At 36.3% G+C, this 20,322-nt stretch carries 17 protein-coding genes and 1 pseudogene; 6 read left to right on the top strand and 12 right to left on the bottom strand.

The window, feature by feature from the left end:
* Positions 1–20 precede the first annotated feature (20 nt).
* The 3 genes from dfrA40 to F897_RS00790 form a co-directional block, all read right to left on the bottom strand.
* Positions 21–533, bottom strand: coding sequence for a trimethoprim-resistant dihydrofolate reductase DfrA40 (gene dfrA40, locus F897_RS00800; protein ID WP_005232285.1), 513 nt, complete (start codon positions 531–533; stop codon positions 21–23).
* 98 nt (positions 534–631) lie between these two features.
* A complete protein-coding gene (gene thyA / locus F897_RS00795; protein WP_265596761.1) occupies positions 632–994 on the bottom strand; it encodes a thymidylate synthase in 363 nt (120 codons plus the stop codon).
* A 62-nt stretch (positions 995–1,056) separates the two neighbouring features.
* A complete protein-coding gene (locus F897_RS00790) occupies positions 1,057–1,296 on the bottom strand; it encodes a helix-turn-helix domain-containing protein (RefSeq protein WP_023188500.1) in 240 nt (79 codons plus the stop codon).
* A 654-nt stretch (positions 1,297–1,950) separates the two neighbouring features.
* Here F897_RS00790 and F897_RS00780 point away from each other — a divergent pair.
* The 6 genes from F897_RS00780 to F897_RS00750 all read left to right on the top strand — a co-directional run bounded on the left by F897_RS00780 (position 1,951) and on the right by F897_RS00750 (position 9,412).
* A complete protein-coding gene (locus F897_RS00780; RefSeq protein ID WP_005232283.1) occupies positions 1,951–2,988 on the top strand; it encodes a hypothetical protein in 1,038 nt (345 codons plus the stop codon).
* 53 nt (positions 2,989–3,041) lie between these two features.
* Positions 3,042–4,207, top strand: a protein-coding gene (locus F897_RS00770) for an IS3-like element ISAba22 family transposase (protein WP_087748731.1) whose coding sequence is annotated in 2 segments (ribosomal slippage) — positions 3,042–3,300 and positions 3,300–4,207 — 1,167 coding nt in all. Because the reading frame shifts where the segments join, the coding sequence is not laid out codon by codon here.
* A 145-nt stretch (positions 4,208–4,352) separates the two neighbouring features.
* Complete coding sequence (locus F897_RS00765; protein WP_034580296.1) at positions 4,353–6,608, top strand: hypothetical protein; 2,256 nt, start codon at positions 4,353–4,355, stop codon at positions 6,606–6,608.
* Positions 6,601–7,089 (top strand): hypothetical protein, encoded by a 489-nt coding sequence (locus F897_RS00760; RefSeq protein WP_005232280.1) that lies wholly within the window; start codon positions 6,601–6,603, stop codon positions 7,087–7,089. Before F897_RS00765 ends, F897_RS00760 begins: the two co-directional genes overlap by 8 nt.
* A complete protein-coding gene (locus tag F897_RS00755; RefSeq protein ID WP_005232277.1) occupies positions 7,089–8,285 on the top strand; it encodes a phosphorylase family protein in 1,197 nt (398 codons plus the stop codon). The genes F897_RS00760 and F897_RS00755 overlap by 1 nt, the downstream gene beginning before the upstream one ends.
* A 275-nt stretch (positions 8,286–8,560) precedes the next feature.
* On the top strand, positions 8,561–9,412 hold the full coding sequence (locus F897_RS00750) for a thymidylate synthase (RefSeq protein WP_005232276.1): 852 nt from the start codon (positions 8,561–8,563) through the stop codon (positions 9,410–9,412).
* A gap of 327 nt (positions 9,413–9,739) precedes the next feature.
* Here the strand turns inward: F897_RS00750 and tnpC are convergent, their stop codons facing one another.
* The 9 genes and pseudogenes from tnpC to F897_RS00700 form a co-directional block, all read right to left on the bottom strand.
* Entirely contained in the window at positions 9,740–11,344 is a 1,605-nt protein-coding gene (gene tnpC / locus F897_RS00740) for an IS66 family transposase (protein ID WP_004733110.1), read from the bottom strand.
* Positions 11,345–11,418: 74 nt separating this feature from the next.
* The gene (gene tnpB, locus F897_RS00735) at positions 11,419–11,754 is read right to left on the bottom strand and encodes an IS66 family insertion sequence element accessory protein TnpB (RefSeq protein ID WP_005232274.1); all 336 of its coding nucleotides are present in this window, start codon (positions 11,752–11,754) and stop codon (positions 11,419–11,421) included.
* Complete coding sequence (gene tnpA / locus F897_RS00730; protein ID WP_005232272.1) at positions 11,751–12,134, bottom strand: IS66-like element accessory protein TnpA; 384 nt, start codon at positions 12,132–12,134, stop codon at positions 11,751–11,753. Before tnpA ends, tnpB begins: the two co-directional genes overlap by 4 nt.
* Before the next feature lie 45 nt (positions 12,135–12,179).
* Positions 12,180–12,512, bottom strand: a complete 333-nt coding sequence (locus F897_RS00725; protein WP_005232270.1) for a hypothetical protein — start codon at positions 12,510–12,512, stop codon at positions 12,180–12,182.
* Positions 12,509–14,611: a site-specific integrase gene (locus tag F897_RS00720; RefSeq protein ID WP_005232268.1), complete on the bottom strand. Its 2,103-nt coding sequence runs from the start codon at positions 14,609–14,611 to the stop codon at positions 12,509–12,511. Before F897_RS00720 ends, F897_RS00725 begins: the two co-directional genes overlap by 4 nt.
* Positions 14,611–17,478, bottom strand: coding sequence for a site-specific integrase (locus tag F897_RS00715; protein WP_005232266.1), 2,868 nt, complete (start codon positions 17,476–17,478; stop codon positions 14,611–14,613). Before F897_RS00715 ends, F897_RS00720 begins: the two co-directional genes overlap by 1 nt.
* Complete coding sequence (locus tag F897_RS00710; RefSeq protein ID WP_005232264.1) at positions 17,475–18,710, bottom strand: tyrosine-type recombinase/integrase; 1,236 nt, start codon at positions 18,708–18,710, stop codon at positions 17,475–17,477. The genes F897_RS00715 and F897_RS00710 overlap by 4 nt, the downstream gene beginning before the upstream one ends.
* Before the next feature lie 98 nt (positions 18,711–18,808).
* Positions 18,809–19,411: pseudogene (gene thyA / locus F897_RS00705) on the bottom strand (thymidylate synthase); the annotation flags it as partial.
* Positions 19,412–19,582: 171 nt separating this feature from the next.
* Positions 19,583–20,074 carry a lipocalin family protein gene (locus F897_RS00700; protein WP_005232256.1) on the bottom strand — a complete coding sequence of 164 codons (492 nt, stop codon included), beginning with the start codon at positions 20,072–20,074 and terminating at the stop codon, positions 19,583–19,585.
* Between the last annotated feature and the right edge of the window lie 248 nt (positions 20,075–20,322).

Genomic DNA, 20,322 nt, shown 5'->3' with positions numbered 1-20,322 from the left:
TCTTTTATAGAAAATAGGCTTTATTTTCTGTATGTTGCGAACTCAAATGCAATACCGGTTTTGTCATCGATATGTTGTTCTGACGCAACTTTTTTGAACTCGGCCGGAATTTCCGGATAGTAGGCATGACCCTGTACATCCAGTTCAACATGGGTCAGTTCCAGACGATCAGCGATCTCCAGAGTCTGTTTAAAGATTTCACCGCCGCCAATGATAAAAATAGCATTCGGTTTTTCTGAAGCCTGCACATCGGCCACGGCTTGAGTCAAGGCATCTTCAATCGTATGCGCGACTTTGACGCCTTCAAAGGACCAGTCAGGATCGCGGGTAATCACCCAGTTCACACGTTTAGGCAGCGCACGGCCCATCGACTCAAGCGTTTTACGGCCCATGACAATTACGCCGCCTTGAGTGATTTCCTTAAAGTGCTTGAGATCTGCTGAGATATGCCAAGGCAGGTCATTGTCCTTACCAATACAGCGCTGCTGATCCATTGCCACGACATGAACGACTTCTAAATCCTGAAATGCCATACCCATACTCAAAAACAGATAAAAATTATTGCTATTAAAATGCAAAATCCCACTTTAAGCAAAGTGGGATTTGAATATTTTCCGGGGTTTAACAGGAATTAAACTGCAACTGGCGCTTTAATTCCTGGATGTGATTCATAACCCACAATTTCAATATCCTCGAATTTGAAATCAAACAGGTCTTTAACTTCAGGATTCAGTTTTAACTGGCACAGGCCTAAAGGCTCACGACTCAATTGAAGTTTAGCCTGTTCAAAATGATTGGCATATAAATGCGTATCACCACCCGTCCAGACAAAATCGCCTACATCCAGATCACACACCTGCGCAATCATATGAGTCAGCAGGGCATAGCTGGCAATATTAAATGGAACGCCAAGGAAATTTATACCCCCAATCTTATGCACAATATGCTTCATTTGTTGGTGGTTAGTATAAAAACTTGACTGTGCATTTTGTATTTTGCACAGTTAGGAACCTTAACCATCAATTAGAAAATGTAAATTAAATTTTAACCTTAGTTCTAGGTGTCACTTAATAAACTATCTTCTAAAAAACTAATTATAGATAAACCTAACGCATTTAGCCAATCATTCAGCTCTAGTACATCTAATCTTCTGTCAAAATTTTCTACTTTTGCTATGTAAGATTGAGGTTTCTTTAAAGACGAAGCTAGTTCTACCTGAGTTATTTTTTTTGACTCACGTATAGCAATAAGGTCATGTATCAACTTTCTGTATCTAGGATCGTGTATTGAGCTCATAGCTCAAGATGTTGTACTATTATGTTTAATATCCCAAAATGGGATATTTTTATATTATAGTGGTATACTTTTTATGTGTTTAACTCAATCTCTTAATGAATGTTTCGTTGAATTCTTGACAAATACAAGCTTTAGATCAGAAGAATTTAAAGATGTTAGGAAGATGTTTGTTAATGCCTATCCAGAATTTAGATCGAACTGTTTTTATCATAAAACGTATCAGATATTTAGACGTCTACAAAAAAGTGGATATATTGAATTAGATAGTTCTACTTTTAATTATAGATATACATCGATTAATAAAAGATCAGAATTGATTGAAAATGAAGGTTGTCAGCACGAAATAATAATTCGTTGTATTCCACATCAAAAGTACAGCTACGCAAAAAAAGATTTAAAAACTTTTGAGCTACAGATAGTGGTCTTTTCTAAGTAGTAGAGCAGGTATGCAGTCATTAGAGATTAAACCTGTAATTTCATGTCAGATATAAAATCTTATTTAAGATCTCGTTGAGATTGGCTAGAGGAGTTATATCAGATCATTTTACATCCATTAAAACAGCAATTGTGGATTTTCTATTTCATAGTTATATGAATATTAAGTTTATGAAAAAAATGATAAAATTTAGTGAAACTTTTAATTAATAAATCAATATGGCTAAAAAAAAACCTATAAAGATATCTCAAGCTAAACTTGCCTTTAGAAAGGGGCAAGCGCTTAGAAAAACCCCTTTAGAAACGTTGAGCAATTTAAGAAAGAGTGCTTCGATAGCTGAATATAAGGAGTGTATAAAGCAATTTCGTATCTTTGGGTATGATGATGCGAATGTATTTCTGAGTTTAGGTAAAGATAAATCAGAAAAATTAGTAGGGCACTTTATTGGATTAGAGCCCTTATCATTAAAAAACGAGCTGTATTGGGCTGCTTATTGGTTAGAATCACAAGCAAATAGTCTCAATCAATATTTAGAAATTAGGAATGCTACACAAAATTTAATTCTAGAAGATAAATTCTGTGAAGCCAGACAATTAATAGATTCATTTATTGATCAACATGGCTGGACTTTTTGGGCTATTGAACTTAGATGTATTATCGACCATCGTCTTCATGGAATGGAAAGCCTTAGTCAATGGTTAAGCCCGTTAATTAGTGCGTCAGGTAGAAAGATAAACGGTCTGATATACGAAATTCTAAGTGATCGTTGTGATGAAACCTTTTCATTTTATGCATTCTATGGGAAGTGTCAAAACTCATTTCCTCGGCTAAAAGGTATGGATTCATGGGTAATTCCATATTTAGAATATCGGGCTTTTAACACCATTAATAACATAGAAGAAAATCTTCCATTATTGCTGTCTAAAGAAATTACATCATCATTAGTTGATTATTATGAGATTTTTATTGAGGCTATTCTTTATGTTCAAATTAGTAAAGATTTAGAACATTTAAAACCTAATGTTGGGAAAATTATAATAAAATTAATTGAAGCTGGAGTTAATGATCCTAGACTTAATAAATATTTGAAATTAATTATTAGTGATGATGTGAATTTTTTTACTGAAATTAAAGAAAATGATTTTTTAAAAGCATTAAATTTCAGTTCAGTAGAAGAATTAGAAGATGATAATTCTTTAATAGGTAATATTAAAAGTTTAATAAAAAAATGTGAGCATCAAGGTGATGTGTGCTGAAAAAACAGGAGGTTTTAACTTGGTAAACTAAACACACTCATCAGGAGTTTACCATGAGCAAGAAATACAAGACTTACACCACAGAATTTAAAGCTGAAGCCATCAAATTAATTGAAGCCAATCAAGGCAATGTCTCGGAAACAGCTAGACAACTTAGCATTTCAATGCAAACTCTTTCAAATTGGAATACCAAAGCAAAGGCTGGAACTTTAGCAGGTACAAAACAGTATTCACCTGATCTAAACGCTCTACTCGAAGAAAATAAAAAACTCAAACAACAGCTCAAAATAGCTGAAATGGAACGTGAATTTTTAAAAAAGGCAGCAGCGTACTTTGCCAAAGAAAGTCAGTAAGGTACGCCTATATGAAACAAAAAAGATATTCATTTCCAATTACCTTAATGGCTCGATTACTTCATGTTTCAGTTTCATGTTTTTATGATTGGCTCAAGAGAGGCGTGAGCAAAAGAACGATTCAACGAAATCAACAGACGATATTGGTGAAAATAGCCCATGAGGAGACAAGGCAGAGCTATGGTTATATTCGATTAACCAAATACTTACAAGCTCAGGGCATAAAAATGAGTATGTACGCTGTACGTCAGATAAAAGCGCTGAACCACCTGTATTGTAAGCGACACAAGCGTTTTAAAAGGACTACGAATAGTGACCATAATCGAGCGATCTATGAAAACCTGCTGGAGCAACAATTCTCAATGACTAGACCAAATCAAGCATGGTCAAGTGATATTACGTACATATGGACTGTTGAAGGATGGCTGTACTTAGCAGCGGTAAAAGACCTTTACACGAAGCAAGTGGTTGGCTATAGCTTAAATGAGCGCATGACAACACAGCTTGTTTGTAATGCGCTAAATATGGCTATTCACAATCAAAAACCAACCAAAGAACTGATTGTGCATTCAGACAGAGGAAGTCAATATTGCAGCCATGAATATCGAAATATACTTGAGCAATATGGTTTTCAAGGTTCAATGAGCAAGCGCGGAGACTGTTACGATAATGCACCGATTGAAAGCTTTTGGGGAATACTGAAAAATGAGTTAGTGCATCATTACAACTATCAAACCAGAGAAGAAGCCAAAGCAGATATTATAAAATACATTGAGTTATTTTATAATCATCGAAGAATTCAAAAGGGTTTGGGTTTTAAGACACCAAATCAAATGGCCGAAGACTTTTATAAGTTGGCTGCCTAAAATCTCCCAAGGGAAAGTCTCCTGATAATTCAGCGTATATCAAGGTAATGGTGCTCAAGATGAGATTGATAATTTATTTAAGATTGCAGTTAATTATAAAAACTTAGATATAGGCCAAGTTGTACTTAATTCAACTGTACATTTTGTGTCTAATGACATTGGGTATAATCAAAGCCCTAACCATTTCATATTCAGTAGTAATTTCACTTTGGAAGATATAACAACATTCTCTTTTGATGTTGGTATAAAACTTTTGAAAGAATATTTTTCTAAAGAAAACAATGAAATAGTCGAGAGTGTGCTTGGGTTTGTAGAAGGTAAACTAGATAATAAAGTTAGTAGAAATGTCATTTTTCTATGGTTAGCAGATTATTTATTTTCGAAGGCACAATATGAATTATTGGACATTTTATTAAATGAGTTGGATAGTTTTGGTGGCTTTTGGTCAAGAGAGGTTGCTAAGTTTAGGTTGGCAATATTTAATGAAAAAAATCAAGTAATTGAAGCAATTGATTTAATTAATGAATGGGTGATTGATTCACCTCGTATCATAAATGAATTTAAGGTTTCTGATATATTTGATAATAGAAAATGGAAATTTTTTAAAAATTTAGATTTTTTGAAAGTTGGCCTAATTGCACATTATACATATCAGCTTACGGATAATGAAGGTATCGCATATATATGTAAAATGGCTTGTCGCTCTATAATTGTTAATGGTATTAGAGAGAATATTAATGAATTATTTTATAATAATGAAGATCTTAAGAAAATAATTATCCACTTTTTCCTTAATGTATGGGTAGATGAAAATCTTTCACTCTGTGATGATTTAGATACGACAGAAAAAATTAGACAAGAACGTATTGAGGTTCTGCAACTATTACTACAGTGGGATAATGATAAAAAGAATGCTACAAAATATACTGATGAAATTAAAGATTTGACCTTTGATCAGACGTTGCAAAAAGGTTTAAAAACAATTAATCAAACAAGGGTTTTTGTTAATGAATCAGCAATCAATAGATGGGCAGAATCAGAAATTTTAACTGATTTTAATCGTTGGATTGCTACGAAAAGCTCGTCTTCTGGTACACGTTTTATAGATGATATTGTCAGTCAATTCTCAGTGGATGCTAAGCATCTTCAATTACTTCAAGATGTATCGGATGGTCAGCCAAGTATTTCATCTGCAATGTTAATAGATATTATTGATCGATTATATAAACGTTTTTTAACTGATCCTACAGATGGATTAGATTGTTATCTAAGCTTAAGAATTAGACATGGTAGTTTAAGGGGTACTATTCTTGGACCTTTGGAAGAAAAAAGACTGCTATATTTTTCAGGTGATATATCTAAGCGTGAGTTCGTTAATGAATGGTCTGACAGTTTAGAATTTAATCATCTAACTCTAGAGGAAATTTTAGCTATTCTTGAGGATTTCTCTAAAAAAGTGAAATTTTTAGTAGATGAGTTAGTAAATGATTTTGTTCAAATTAATTCTAAAGAAAAACCCCGTGGAGCATTTAAATATTGGTTTAACAAGGAATTTTTGAAAGTGATTACGGGTATGTTGGATGATTTTGATGAAACAAATTTATCATTCTCAGCCTTCCTTGCTAGTTGTTACTTTTTGTTTTGGAAATCTTTAGTTGATTTAGGGCTAAAAGATATTAATTTGTATATTACCAATGATTTTAAAGAGAAAATTAAAAATGAATTTGATGGATTGATTTCTAAATTTAGAAGTTTGAACATTGGATCTGATTTATTGCCACTGATAACGATGCTTCAGCGGATTTCAACTGATACTCAGACGCAATGCGATGTTGTTTCAGATTGGTTCCGATTACCGAATCATGCTGATGATGAAGATTTTCAGTTACCTGATGCTATTAATATTGCACAAGCAGCAACACAAAATGTTTACAGAGCGTTGGATGCAAATTTCCACCATCAAGATACTATTAAAATTTCTCTGACAACTACAGCTCTAGCCGTTATAACAGATTGTCTATTTGTGATCTTTGAAAATGCTTGGAAGCATTCAGGTCTCGGATCAGATTTGAAAAATATCGACATTGAAACTGAATTTAATGATTCAAATAAGCTGTTAACTTTAATAGTCTATAGTGATTTATCGGAGGATAAATTACGTGAATTAACACAGAGTGAAATTGATCGTTTAAAAGAGAAATACATTGCTAATACCTTGCCTATTCACTTAGTCAGTAAGGAGGGAGGTTCTGGTTTTCCTAAACTTCGTAGAATTGTCAGATCTGTGAAAAAAACACAGTGTCCAAATCCTTTTGATTTTGGCTTAAAAAATTCGCGATGGTTTGTGCAGATAACAATTCAACTTTTTGAACGTGAAGGACGTTTCGAAGCTCATGTATAATGAAAAAAACGTACTAGTTATTGAAGACGATAAGCCAAAATTAAACTCGATTCTATCATTTCTTAGATCGATATTAAGTCCAGATGTCCAGATAATAACGGTTGAATCTTTATCGAGTGCAATTACTGAAATATCGAATAGGGAAATTGTGCTCGCTGTAGTAGATATGTCAATTCCGACATTTGATATCGCTAAAGACCGATTGGGCGGAGGTCGGCCACTAGGTTTTGGTGGAGCAGACGTTTTGAGATTTATTGATAGTGAAACTGAAGATACATATAGTGTTGTTCTTACTCAATATGAAGAATTCACGTTACCTCAAATCAAAGAAAAACGTGATCCTAGAGGATTGCAAGAAATATTGGAACAGGAGCTAGATCAACGATTTTTAGGGGTTATTCATTACACTGGACAATATGGACCATGGCAAACTGCTTTGGTTGAAGTTTTAGAAAAAATTAATTTGGTAGCTAAAAAATAATGCATGTACTACTTATAGATGATTGTGACTTAAAAATTAATCAACTTAGACGATTTTTGATTGGGCAAGGAATAGATGAAAATGATTTATTGATTGCTAAAGACGCTGCAGATGCAAGTAGAAAATTAAATCAATATAAATTTGATTTAATGCTCATAGATGTATTATTGCCAGCGCGAGGGGGGGCAAAACCATCTGCTGATAGCAGCATTAACCTGCTTAGACAAATAGTTGAAGATCGAGTTTTTCCAACTCCTACACATATTCTAGGTGTTACAGCATGTCAAGAAACACTTAATGCTGTTGATGATCAGTTTAGAGAGTTAGTTACAAGTGTGTTGCACGTCTCACCAGATCAGGAGCAGTGGAAAAATGCTCTTCAACAGTTTGTGCAACGAGTATTAAGAACGGAGAGTGAGAATACATCATTTAATTATGATGTAGTGATTTTAAATGCTCTAAGAAAACCTGAATTAGAGGCTGTTTATAAAAATTGGCCACTTAGTCTCTCAGAGGAAAAGCTACTCGGATCAAACATCAACTATAAAACAGGGCAATTGAATTTAGTTAGTGGTAAAACATTAAAAATTGCATGTGCCCATCTCAATCAAATGGGACCAATTGCAGCGACACATTCAACGGAAGTTGTGTTAAAAAGCTTCAAACCGAGAGTGTTAATCATGACTGGTATATGTGGTGGGTTTGCAGATGCAGTTTCAGTAGGTGATGTTGTTGTAGCTGATAAGAGTTGGGATTGGCAAGCAGGAAAATGGACAGAAGATGGGGCATTACAATCTGCATCTGATGCCAAAGAGGCAGATTATGAATTAGTTGCTATAGCTAAGACAATTGATAGCGAAATGCGTTCCTTCTACGAAAATTACAAGGAATTTAGACCTCAGAATCACCCTAAATTAGTATCTGCGCCTATGGTTTCTGGGAGTTCAGTTGTTGCTTCTGCTGATATACAAAAAGTATTCAGAGGTCAGCACAGAAAAATGGCTGCTATAGACATGGAATGTTATGGTCTTTATTACAGTTGCGCTAATCACTATGGACAAACGACGAAAGCTATTTGCATTAAATCTGTTTCTGATTTAGCCGATAGAGCAAAAGATGATGATTTTCACAACTATTGTAGCTTTATGAGTGCTAGTGTCGCTCTGAGGCTTATAGAAAAGTTTTTTAATAAATAAAAGCTCATTTATGAGCTTTTTAAAGCCAAACTAATTGTTAGTAATATATCTTGATTTGGAGTTACCCAAAAGTACATGCATTGAATTTTACCCCTATTGAAACAAGTTTGTAGAACTAGATGAAGAAACTCTATAATAGAAAGAGCCTCGTAATAGAATAATTTGTAGTCCTGAATTTTTAAGATTTGAAGCGAAAGTGAATTAATCTAGCTTAATCTAATAATTTCATGGGTATAGATGACCTATTAAGAGGGAAGTGAAATTAAGGTGGTTAAATGAAGCAGTATCTAGATTTGTGTCAACGCATAGTTGATGAAGGTGTATGGGTTGAAAATAAACGAACTGGAAAGCGTTGTTTAACCGTTATTAATGCTGATTTAGAGTACAACGTAGGGGCAAATGAATTTCCCTTGGTTACGACTCGAAAAAGTTATTGGAAAGCAGCAATTGCAGAATTATTAGGGTACCTACGTGGTTATGATAATGCTGCTCAGTTTAGGGCTATTGGCTGTAATACTTGGAATGCAAATGCTAACGAAAATGGAGTCTGGTTAGCTAACCCTCATCGTAAAGGTGAAGATGATATGGGGCGAGTATATGGAGTCCAAGGGCGCCATTGGCGTAATTCTGAAGGTAAAGAGTTTGACCAGCTTCGTAAGATTTACGACGACTTAAGAAACGGTACTGATGATCGTGGTGAAATTTTGACTTTCTATAATCCGGGCGAGTTTGAAATGGGATGCTTACGACCTTGTATGCATACTCATACCTTCTCTTTGGTTGCAGATACACTTTATTTAACATCATCACAACGTTCATGTGATGTTCCATTGGGTCAAAATTTTAACCAAATTCAAGTCTTCACATTATTAGCCCTCATGGCCCAAATTACAGGGCATAAAGCAGGAAAGGCTTATCATAAAATTGTGAATGCACATATTTATGAGGATCAGTTAGAGCTTATGCGTGATGTTCAACTTAAACGTGAACCTTATCCAGCGCCAAAACTTCATATCAATCCTAATATTAAGACTCTTGAAGATATTGAAACATGGGTGACATTAGATGATTTTGAAGTTGAAGGTTATCAATATCATGATGCAATTGCTTATCCATTCTCAGTATAAGTAGACCTTTTGTATAAAAGAGGGCTTTACTTGATGAGGATTTAAAGCCATCTATCCAAATAGAGACCTCTTTTTAAAACTAATGTTTAAGTAGTTCTGAGTTAATACCTTTAGTGTCTAACAGTTCTTTTAAGCGGTTGATTTCTAACTCAGCTAAAACAACTTGCTTTTTATGCTTTTCATACATCTCTCTATAGTAATCATTCGATTCTTTTAGTTTTTTTAACTGATTATTTGTATTTTCAAAAGAAAGCTTTATATCTTGGTATTGATTAAACCAATAGATAACTTCATTTGTAAGCGTCCGCTGAACCCCATGCCTATTTTTTAATTTGAGTTGGATTTCCAGCGATGTGGTAGTAATTCTTCTATTTGGGTCGCTTTATGCGTCGGCAGCCTTTTCAGCACATCACTGAGATAGGCATACGGATCCAACCCATTCAGCTTTGCTGACTGGATTAAAGTCATGATATTTGCCGCTCGCTGTCCACTGCGCAGCGAACCTGCAAACAACCAGTTCTTACGGCCCAATGCCCAGGGACGCATTGAGTTCTCTGCCCAGTTATTGTCAATGGGTAGATTGCCATCATCCAGATAGCGGCTTAAGGCTGGCCAACGCTTCAGACTGTAATTGATGGCCTTGGCGGTTGGAGAACTCGATGGCACCGTCAGATAATGTTGGTTGAGCCATTCATACAGTTGTTGCATCACCGGTTGGCTGTGCTGTTGTCGGTATTCGCGGCGGTGTTCTGCTGTACTATCGGTCTTTTTCCTGAGTTCTGCTTCTATCGCATACAGTTTCTGAATCATCAGTAATGCCTGTTCAGCGATCTGACTTTTCCCAGTCACATGTAGCTCATGGAATTTACGACGTGCATGCGCCATGCAGCCCACCTCAATGACATCGCCTGATTTAAAGCGTGCTTTATAACCACTGTAATCATCACAGACCAGATGGCCCTGCCAGCCATTCAGGAACTCTTCTGCATGCTGACCTGAACGGCTATCCTGAAAGTCATAGATCACCGCTTGAACTGGATTGTACTGTGTAGTGGCATAGGCCCAGACATAACCTTTCTTCGGTTTTTTCTCATCATCACCCATCCGCATGATGGTGACCGGCGTTTCATCGGCATGGATCACCCGCTGTTGCAGCACCACCTCTTTTAAGGCATTGGCCAGAGGCTCCAGTTCTACACCGCAGCGACCTATCCAGTCAGATAAAGTAGATCTGGACAGATCAATGCCCGCCCGCTGATAGATCAGGCGCTGACGGTACAGCGGCAAATGATCGGCATACTTCGATACCAGCACATGGCTGAGCAGTTCAGGTGAAGCAATGCCTTTATCAATCACATAGGCGGGCATCGCTTGCTGAGTCAGGGTGTCACACTGATCACAGACCCATTTGCCACGCACATGCTGTTCCTTATAGAACTGTGCCGGTCTGAAATGCAGTTTTTCACTGATATCTTCGCCGATACGACGTAACTGGCAGCCACAACTGCATTGGGTTGATGCAGGTTCATGCTCAATACGGATGGTGTGTAGATGATCCGGCAGCAGTCGACGTTTAGGTTTGTTGACTGTGGCTTTCTCTGTCGCTGCATCGGTTTTATCTGCATTCAGCCGCTCCAGTTCCAAATCAACTGCTGCGATATCCTCTTCAACCGCTTCGTCCCACAGATGGATTTGTTTTGCGGTGAGATGTTCGTTTTTACTGCCAAATTTGTGCTGTTTAAATAGTGCGAGCTCATGCTCGTATTTTTGCGTGAGAATGGAAAGATGTTGAACTTTGGCATCCAATTGCTGGTTTGATTTTTCTAATTCTTGATTTGATTGTGCCAGAGACTGATGCTGCATTGCCAACTGTCTGGTAAATTCCAGCAGTTGTTCATGGGTCAGTTGGCTTAAGTCTGGCAGCGTATTCATGACCGCAGTATGCCTGAGGTCATGACGCAGAGGAAATAGAACGTTTGGAGAATAGCAGAATGGACCAGCCTAGTTTAGAGCATCGTCACCACCTGCTGTCGTCCAATGCGCTGCCAAGGTAAACCCTGGATCAGTGCATGTAACTGTTCCGGACTGATCGCCATGCTTTCACCCTGGTGAACCTGCGCCCAGTGGAATTTTCCCTGTTCCAGCCGCCGGGCACACAGCCAGATGCCCAGTCCATCATGTACCAGCACTTTCATGCGATGGCCACGTTTATTACAGAACAGGTAAGCACAATGCGGTTTGATGTAGCCAAAGGCTCTCACCACCTGAGCCATGATAGTATCCATCCCTGCTCGCATATCCAGAGGTTGGGTAGAAAGCCAGATTTCATCAATGCGGATCATGTTGCAAGTGCCTTGAGTAATTCTGCTAAAGCAGATATTTCTGATACTTGCCATTTCAAGCCAATTTCTGCTTTTGAGTGGGGTAAAGTAATTTGAACCGTTAACATGTCAGTAGGAGTAGGATCTAATGGTGTAGAGCAAGATAAGGCAATAAATGCAGGTTTATTCGGTAGTGGTGAGCGATCATTCCCTGGCTTAGCATCAATTAAGCGAATCCATTTGGATACGAGATTTGTATTCAATCCATGTTGCAAAGCGACCGAAGCAATTGAAACGTCCGGTGCTTTACAAGCCTGAACGATCTGCTGTTTAAATTCAGCACTGTATGTTCTTCGTTTTTTCGCAAGAGATGCGATGGATGTCTGGTGATTTGTAGTCATAAATTTTAGTCCCCACTTGTTTTTAAGTGGGGACTAAATTAAGGCTTATAGGATGAATTCATAAGGTGTGTTCAGCGGACGCTTACCTTCATTTTGTGTTAGAACTAGTTTTTCTCCCAACGAAATTTCATTAACCACCATATGGTTTTTACTTTCCTCATTCTTGAGTTTTCTTTTGTCCTTGATTTCTTTTAGTTTATGGATAGGCCAATCACGGTTTGTAATTGTATTTCGATGAATACCAGTCATTTTTGATAATTGTGCAATAGTGGCCTTGAGCTTTGGATCTTGCTCGATTTCTAATAGTGCTTTGTTAATACTTAACGTATTAGTTTCATAGTCTTCACTATTTTTTTGATCATAAGCTTGATTATTCATAGTTCAACCATTTCACCAATACTATTTAAAACCATTGCAGCTTCGTCAATTGCTGCCTGAATTTGCTCCCTATTATGAGCATATTCTGGTTTATTAAGATTTGCTTTATTTAAGATGTAGACTTCACGCCATTTCGGAGCATGTTTACTGGTGACAATAGCTTGTGAACATCTGGCAGGATTACATCTTAGGCTGCCGATGCAAGGTAAAGTCGTATCGTATTCTTCATTTCTATTACCATAACAAATGCCTTGTCCAACATACACAATAGCCATTCCTTGGTCAGCCATTGCTTCATACACTTCTTCTTCGGTGTAGCCTTCAGCCATATAGCCTTGAAACAACTTTATCAGATTAGTTTTATGCTCAACAGCTCTACCACCATAATATGTACCATTTGGATTGTGAACAGTTTTAACAGCTTCTAATTCAGCAGAGCGTCGCAATGATTTATTACCTGTTCGGCTTCCATCCTTTGAGAGCATTTCACCAATCTCTCCATAGCCTAACGTAACTGAAGAAGTTGCTCCAAGTGAGGTGAATTTACTCACACTGTCTACGAAGTGCTTTAATTGAAAAGATATTAAAGGTAAACCGACTTCTGCTCTAAACAATTGATAGGTCAGAGTGTGGCGTAGCATATATGGATAAAATTTAATTTGATTAGCTACAGTAGCATCCAAAATTTTCACAATAAAATTATTCATCTGATGGGTAATGCCAGTACTGCCCATCGGTATAGGTGAATTACTAGAGCTCACTGTGTCCATATTTGAGATAAGATAAGGTGATGATTTAATTTTTGCTATATATGATGCTGCTAATATTGCATCTCTAACAATAGGTATAGCCACCCATTTGTCATCAAACAAACCTGTATTAATCTCTTGTTGATGCTTTTTTACAGTACTTTTAATCAGCCAGACTTCATGCTCCTCTACTAAACATGAGCAATCTTTTACTTTTACTTCTGCTAATTCAGATGGCCTCATACCTGTATATTGAGCCACCAAGTACACGCATGAATATGAGACTAGATTGAAGTATTCACGGAGTTTATCTAATTGGTAGTTGCGACTAGTTAGGGCTTTCCTCAGTGTTAATCCACATGCTAGGCCATTTTTATTTAACATCCAATCATAGGGCTCGATGATGCTTAAAACGGAACTTGATGAGTACCCTTTATTTCTCAATCGAACTGCAATATAGGCATTCAAAATTTCATGATTAACTCCTACTTGATTTGCCCAAGAAGAATATTTACTAGAGTATAAAGCTTCTAAAGAATTGATATCCAAGATCTTTGATTTTTGACCTGTCGCATTTAAAAAGTCCACTACGATTAAAGATGCTATTTTGGATAAATTTTCAAATACATTATCGGGTAAAACTTTTTCCTTATTCTTTTTTTCAGTACTTGGAAGTTTCTTCCAATTTAAACTATTTAGTTCAACATAAGCTAGAGGCTTATCAAATACATATTTAACAGCACTAGGGCTACGTAAGTATTCAAAAAATTGATCTAATTCTCTACCTTTTACATGTTCGTAGTTTTTGGCAGCTTCATGGTAATGCTCGGTATTTACCTTGGAGAGTGTTTTAATCTGTGTTTGAACAAATTCATAACCTAGGTCTTGACTTATTTGTATGAATATTTGATTAATAAATGTTAACCCTTTCTCAAAAATAGGAATCAAAGAGTTAACTTTAAGAATCCCTTTTTTATTATTTTTCCTGCTGTTAAGTTCAGGTCGGAAAATAAGATTGTTAAGTAAAGCAAGTTCTAAGATGATTTTTAGTTCTGTTAGCACAAACTTTGGAATATTTTTGTATTTTAAAAAATTAATGCGCAGTTTTGCGCCTTTTACATTTTGTGCTGCATTAGGATAATCAGAATTAAAATCCCAAACATTATCGGAAAATTTAGATATTTTTGAGACAGATCTTTCCATAAGAGCGTTTATGTATGTAGTGGACTCTATAGATTCTTGTGGATGAAGATCACTATCTAAATTCTTAGCAGTGTTTAGCTCATTCATTATATAGCGGCGATGATTAACAAAACCCGTCAATATACTTATTTTCGCTTCCTTATCCATTACACTACTCCATCAATTGTTATTGTAGATCCAAGATAGTTGGATCTATTTTTTCCAATTTCTAGTTCTTCCTTTGAAAAATCTGAAGTCTCAGGATCTGTAATATAACTTAGGAGTTCTAGGTTTTCTTTGATAATTTTTCCGTAGGGAGTATCCATCACTCGTGAATTTTCTAAAATAGCTAGGTAATCACGCTTCATTGCAAATAGCTCAGGAAGATAATTTGCTGTAATAATTACGTTGTCACAACTTAAGCATTTGTTATATTGCGAGCAGGGCGTTCCAGGAGTATAAGAAGCCATTTTTTTTACAAAGTCAGGTGGATCAAAAATATTTCTGCATGCAGCTAGATTGGTTTTAAATGTTACTCCCAACTCTTCCTCATTTTTGATTTCTATTGTTTTAATTTTTTCTTCGGAGCGACTATTTAAAGTTGATTGATGAATTTCCATCAATTTCTCATTGAGCCTCTTTCTGCTAATGGAATTAAAATCTAAAGAGTCGATATAGCCAATAGTTGTATGCAAGGATGAGTGACCAAGCATCAATTGAATCTCATGTATAGGTACATCAGCTTCAAGCATTTCACTTACGAAACTTGGTCTAAACCGACTTAATGTAAGGATTAAGGGTTGGCCATGGTCATTTTTTAATTGAAATTTATCAATAAATCTAGCAATACTATGACCTAATGGGCTCGCATTTTTTTCGATAGTTCCAAGTAAAGAACTGATTTGTCCGTGTTTTTTAGTACTATTTGATTGATAAATGAAGAGCCTATCCTTAATCACACTATCCTTGATATTTTCACGGATGCAGCTAGTCATTTGAATTACCTGTTTGAAAATTTCTTTTACAGAGCTAGATTGGCTTTCTGTGAGCCAAGTTATCTTCGCCTTGATAAGATCAAGATGATACTCTTTATACCCATCGGATCTCTCTTTCCAATATCTTAGGCATGGTCTAGATGTGGCTGGATGGCGAGTTTCAAAATCCTTTATGTCTAGGGATAGTATGGAATCAGTATTTAGACCTGTAACTTGAGCGAGTCTTAGAATATAAGGCACTAATAAATCTATTCCGATCATCGGTGTGATTCCCCATTCTTCATAGACCTCATTCAGACCTTTTTTCGAATCTTTAATAATGCTGAGAAATGCCTTTTCAATATGGGTTTTAGCTGTATTGTGATGAACAGGTTTACAATCCAAAAAATTTTCAAACAGCCAACGAGCATTATCTAGATTTGATAGACCTTTTATTCTATTTCCATGTTGATCCAGAGGATTTATTCCGATACCTGTTTTTTTATAGGGTTCTAAACTTAATTGAGTTTCAGAAATCGCTTTTTCGATAGCCTCTAATATTTGAATTCGTTCATTCTTACTAAAGGGTTTTTTTGTGTCTGTTTGCCTATGGACATCGAAGCCCTGTACATCAAAAAAACTGTATTCTAAATTCTTTACTTTAGTCAGCCTATTCAATGTCATACGTACTGAACTTAAAATAGTATTTGCATGATGGCTTGATATATTGTTTTGTATTATTTTGTCCTCAAGATAACTTCTATATTTGGATAATAGATACTCATCAAAAGTGTCGATAATTCGTAAAGGGCTAGATCCGTATAATTCAGATAGAAACTCTACAAATAGGCCGCATGCATTTGTGTAGTTACTTCGTCCTGAATTAGAAGGTAGGGTTTTCATCTGTGAGGCAAAAAGTTGTTCAATCTGAATAAAAGGTTCTAACTCAGAAGGTTCGATGAAGTCGAGTACACTATTGAGTTTGAGAGTAGCTAATCTGTTGAAACGCTCCTTCATAGTTTCACGAGGTATATCTAGAAGTTTCTTCCTTTCATGATTTCGTTCAGAAACACTTTTATAATTCGTATTTAATAAACCAAGTTTTTCGAGATCTTTGTGAATGAAATCCCAAGCATCTTTGACAATATCAAAACGTAAATCACTTTGAGTAATAGGAGATTGCTTCGTATGCATTTTCCCAAGTGAGATTTTGTTACCAAAAATTGGTAACTGGCTTTTTTCTTTCAAGTTTAGCTTTCTGTACCAATTTAGCAGTTTCCTCCTGCTTTCAACGGCTCCAGCTCCTGAGTTGCCTTTTGGATATACTAAAATTCCTTTTTCAATCATTTTTTGAGTTAATGGATAAGCTAACTCTCTATAATTGTTAGCTGAGCTCTCCGAAATGCCTAGAACGGTTTGAATATGTTCGATTGCTACGTTAAAACCCAAATCTGTATTGGCTTTTGTAACTGGTATATCCCACATGGCGTCTATATCATCAGATATGGTTGATACCCATTGGCTGATAACAGACTTAGCATCTTTAATTGCTCTCTTACGACTTTTAATTGTTTTGAAGTCTGCCGAGATAATTCCTAAGTTATGAAGGTCTTCATGAATGTAATCAATTACTTCTGCGATCCATTCATATTGAGTTGATAAAGATGCCCAAGAGCGTTGTTCACTACCTATTGATTTAAAACAAATATTACTCGGATATAAAGCTAAGCGGGGGAGGTTTTTTTTATCATCAAAGCTCAGATTACTATACCAATCGAGTATTCTCTGGCGAATAAAATTTTCTCTGCTTGATGCTTCTTCTACAATAATTTGCATTTCAGCCATCTTTTCTATTAATGGCATTGTAAGGTGTTTTCTACGTCGAGCCTCGCTCAGAGTAATAGGTATCTCTTTTGATAAAAAATCAGACAGAACATTAACCCCCCAAGGGCTCTTAAAATCATTACTAAGTGGTAACTTTAATAGATGATTTGGGGACTGTAATAGGTTGTCTACCCATATTTTTACTAGGTGATCAGTGGCTTTCCCATTATTTTTCATTTTATATCCTTAATACCGATCTTTAACTGAGTTTTTTCACTTAAACGTTTCATTTTTTCGGCTCTAGTTAAGAGATCACCTTTTTCATCACACATGGAGTTATAGATATCTTGAGGAATACTGGTATATATTTGAGTGGTATTTAGGTGATTATGGCCTAAGTTTTTTTGTAAAATCACAAGTCGATCTAAATAGTCATTCCCCAAGTCATTTGATTGTAAAATCGCATAAGCATTACCATGTCTGAGCTTATGTGGGGATATTTGTCTATCAAGATGACCTTGCTTAATAGCACGCTTGCTTAGTCGTTCTAATAATTTATTAATGGCAGATGGAGTGTAAGGAGTCCCTTGAGCATTTAAAAATGCAGGAGTCTCAGTAGGCGTAGCATATTTTCTTGCATATTTTTTATATAGTGGGGAAGCATGATATTTTTGAATACGCTCAATAGTTGCTGAGCTAATTAACGTCCACCGAGGTTTGAGTTCATTTCCACGACCTTTACTTCCTTCAACTTCAAGTGGGACGTAATCTAGATAAATGGGTTTATCTGATTCGCGAGAGATAAATTTTTGGGAATTAAAATTTACAGTGTTCTTAAAATGTTCAAGCGTAACACGAGGAAGTTCTGAACGACGAAGTCCCGAGTCGTACAAAAATTGAAGTAAAACTCTTTCTCGTTCAGAAGATGTAGATTCAATTAGTACAAATAGATCATCTAGATTACAAGCAATAATAGCTTTTCGTTTTGGTACTTTTGATAGATAGCCTTTCTCGTAAGGATTATCTTGTCTAAGTGGTTTATGACCTTCTGTAGATGAGCATAGAAACTCAATAAAAGCACGTATAGTCGCATCACGATTTCTAACAGTAGATGAGCTGATATTTTGGTCTCGACTCAAAAAAGTCAAATATTCTTGTATTACGTATGAAGGAACAGTGATAAATACATCATCACTTTCATCATCATTATAATCTTGGCGGGTACGGATATATTGCAGGAAATAAGTTAGATTCTTACCATAAGTACTTGCTGACTTATACGAAATTTTTTCATGCTTGGAGTAATAGGATAAATATTCAGAAATGAGAGGGAGAACCTTAGCATTGTCGTCAAATACAACGACCCCATTAACATTTATTGTTTGATCTAGTTTTATGTTCTGAACATGATGATTTAAACATGACTTAGATAAGTCTAGTTTTATATTTGAACAAACTCTAACATCCATAATGTACGCCAAATTACTGCATAGACTAAGTTATATAACATACTGTGCATAATTTAAACGTTAGTATAAACGTAAAAGAGTAAGAGGTTTTAAGCGGCTAAAACTTCGTACTGTGAATTATTAATTTGGGGGGATAAAAGAAATACGTCAGCACTACGTTGATAAAGCTGGCAAGACAGTTTGCCATTATGTACAAAGAACTGGAACAGGGTATGGCAAGGCGGTAAAGCCACCTGACTCGCTTCATTCGGATTCCAGCCAGACACAATCAGACGGCGTGAATTTGGATTGGTCTTGATCTCATTGATCAGCCATTTGATCTGGTCAAAACCATCCTGATTGTAGCTGCCATCTGCATTTTGAGTGGCACCAAAATTACGCCATTGATGGCCATAGACTGGACCAAGTTCACCTTCTGGACGACCAAAGCGTGCGGTCTGTTCCGCAGTGGCCCATTCATCCCAGATGGTCACTTTATTATCCTGAAGATACTTTACATGGGTATCACCTTTCAGGAACCACAGCAGTTCAATCACGATCGAACGGAAATGAACTTTTTTAGTGGTAAGTAAAGGGAAGCCCTTGGAAAGATCAAAGCGCATCTGATGACCAAATACCGAACGTGTACCTGTGCCGGTACGATCGCCTTTATCGCCGCCGTTGTCGAGGATATGTTGTAAAAGGTCAAGATATTGGCGCATAGGTCTCTCTTAAAATCTGTTGCAAATTGCTTTTCTTTGAATTGGGCAATTTAAAATTGCGCTCATCATAACATTTTTTTGAGCACTTCCGCATAGCAGTGAAAATGATTAAACATGAGAGAAAAGGGCATAAAAAAGCACCCATGATGGATGCTTTTTTATTATCTTTTTTTAAGCCGTTGGCTTACCGGTATGTACCGTATGGATCAGATCGGACAGGTCATAACCCAGCGATTCAGCATAGGCCAGATATTCCTGTTTGGTCGTTTCATCCAGTGTCGGCTTACGATGCAGGAGCCATAAATATTTCATGTTTGGCTCACCGACCAAGGCGGTCTCATACTTGTCATCCAGTTTGAGAATCCAGTAATCCCCTTTGGTAAAAGGTACCCAGTGCAAACCTTCAGGCAAGAAACTGACTTTCAGTTTGCCATGTTCTGCATCAACAATAGTGGCTTCCCCAATAGATTCATCGAGTTTGCCCGCACCATCTAGACAACGGTTCTGGACGCGGACTGTGCCATTTTCATTCAGGCTGTAGGCTGCGGAAATATCAGTACTGTCTTCAGGTTGGTGTTTCATAGGCAGACGGGCAATTTCGTACCAGATCCCTAAATATTGTTCTAAATTGAAATTTGAAATAGTCTTTACATCATGACTCATATTTTTCTTCCTCATCATCTCAATTTAAATTTACTAAATCAGTCTAATACGAGAGTTGTTAGCCAGAATGATGTAATCCCGTAGTGAAATGTTGACTTTATTATCGTGAGTAAAATTACAGATTTAGTCAGAAAGGCGCTCAAATATTGATTTAGAAATAGTCTGAGCAGAATTGCTAATTAATTTGAAAAGTAGTGAATTTATAACTTTTTTGTGAAAATTGTAAATTTTATAAATCTAAAAGAAAT

Origin of the sequence: Acinetobacter variabilis (assembly GCF_000369625.1) — a bacterium.
Lineage (GTDB): Bacteria > Pseudomonadota > Gammaproteobacteria > Pseudomonadales > Moraxellaceae > Acinetobacter > Acinetobacter variabilis.
Note: the sequence above shows the minus strand (reverse complement) of the source record. Positions and strands in the feature narration are given on the sequence as shown.

Excerpts from the sequence above, each read along its gene's own strand:
- dfrA40 (WP_005232285.1), bottom strand. The coding sequence starts at position 533 with ATGGCATTTCAGGATTTAGAAGTCGTTCATGTCGTGGCAATGGATCAG.
- F897_RS00790 (WP_023188500.1), bottom strand. The coding sequence starts at position 1,296 with ATGAGCTCAATACACGATCCTAGATACAGAAAGTTGATACATGACCTT.
- F897_RS00780 (WP_005232283.1), top strand. The coding sequence starts at position 1,951 with ATGGCTAAAAAAAAACCTATAAAGATATCTCAAGCTAAACTTGCCTTT.
- F897_RS00760 (WP_005232280.1), top strand. The coding sequence starts at position 6,601 with ATGTATAATGAAAAAAACGTACTAGTTATTGAAGACGATAAGCCAAAA.
- F897_RS00755 (WP_005232277.1), top strand. The coding sequence starts at position 7,089 with ATGCATGTACTACTTATAGATGATTGTGACTTAAAAATTAATCAACTT.
- F897_RS00750 (WP_005232276.1), top strand. The coding sequence starts at position 8,561 with ATGAAGCAGTATCTAGATTTGTGTCAACGCATAGTTGATGAAGGTGTA.
- tnpC (WP_004733110.1), bottom strand. The coding sequence starts at position 11,344 with ATGAATACGCTGCCAGACTTAAGCCAACTGACCCATGAACAACTGCTG.
- tnpB (WP_005232274.1), bottom strand. The coding sequence starts at position 11,754 with ATGATCCGCATTGATGAAATCTGGCTTTCTACCCAACCTCTGGATATG.
- tnpA (WP_005232272.1), bottom strand. The coding sequence starts at position 12,134 with ATGACTACAAATCACCAGACATCCATCGCATCTCTTGCGAAAAAACGA.
- F897_RS00725 (WP_005232270.1), bottom strand. The coding sequence starts at position 12,512 with ATGAATAATCAAGCTTATGATCAAAAAAATAGTGAAGACTATGAAACT.
- F897_RS00720 (WP_005232268.1), bottom strand. The coding sequence starts at position 14,611 with ATGGATAAGGAAGCGAAAATAAGTATATTGACGGGTTTTGTTAATCAT.
- F897_RS00715 (WP_005232266.1), bottom strand. The coding sequence starts at position 17,478 with ATGAAAAATAATGGGAAAGCCACTGATCACCTAGTAAAAATATGGGTA.
- F897_RS00710 (WP_005232264.1), bottom strand. The coding sequence starts at position 18,710 with ATGGATGTTAGAGTTTGTTCAAATATAAAACTAGACTTATCTAAGTCA.
- F897_RS00700 (WP_005232256.1), bottom strand. The coding sequence starts at position 20,074 with ATGAGTCATGATGTAAAGACTATTTCAAATTTCAATTTAGAACAATAT.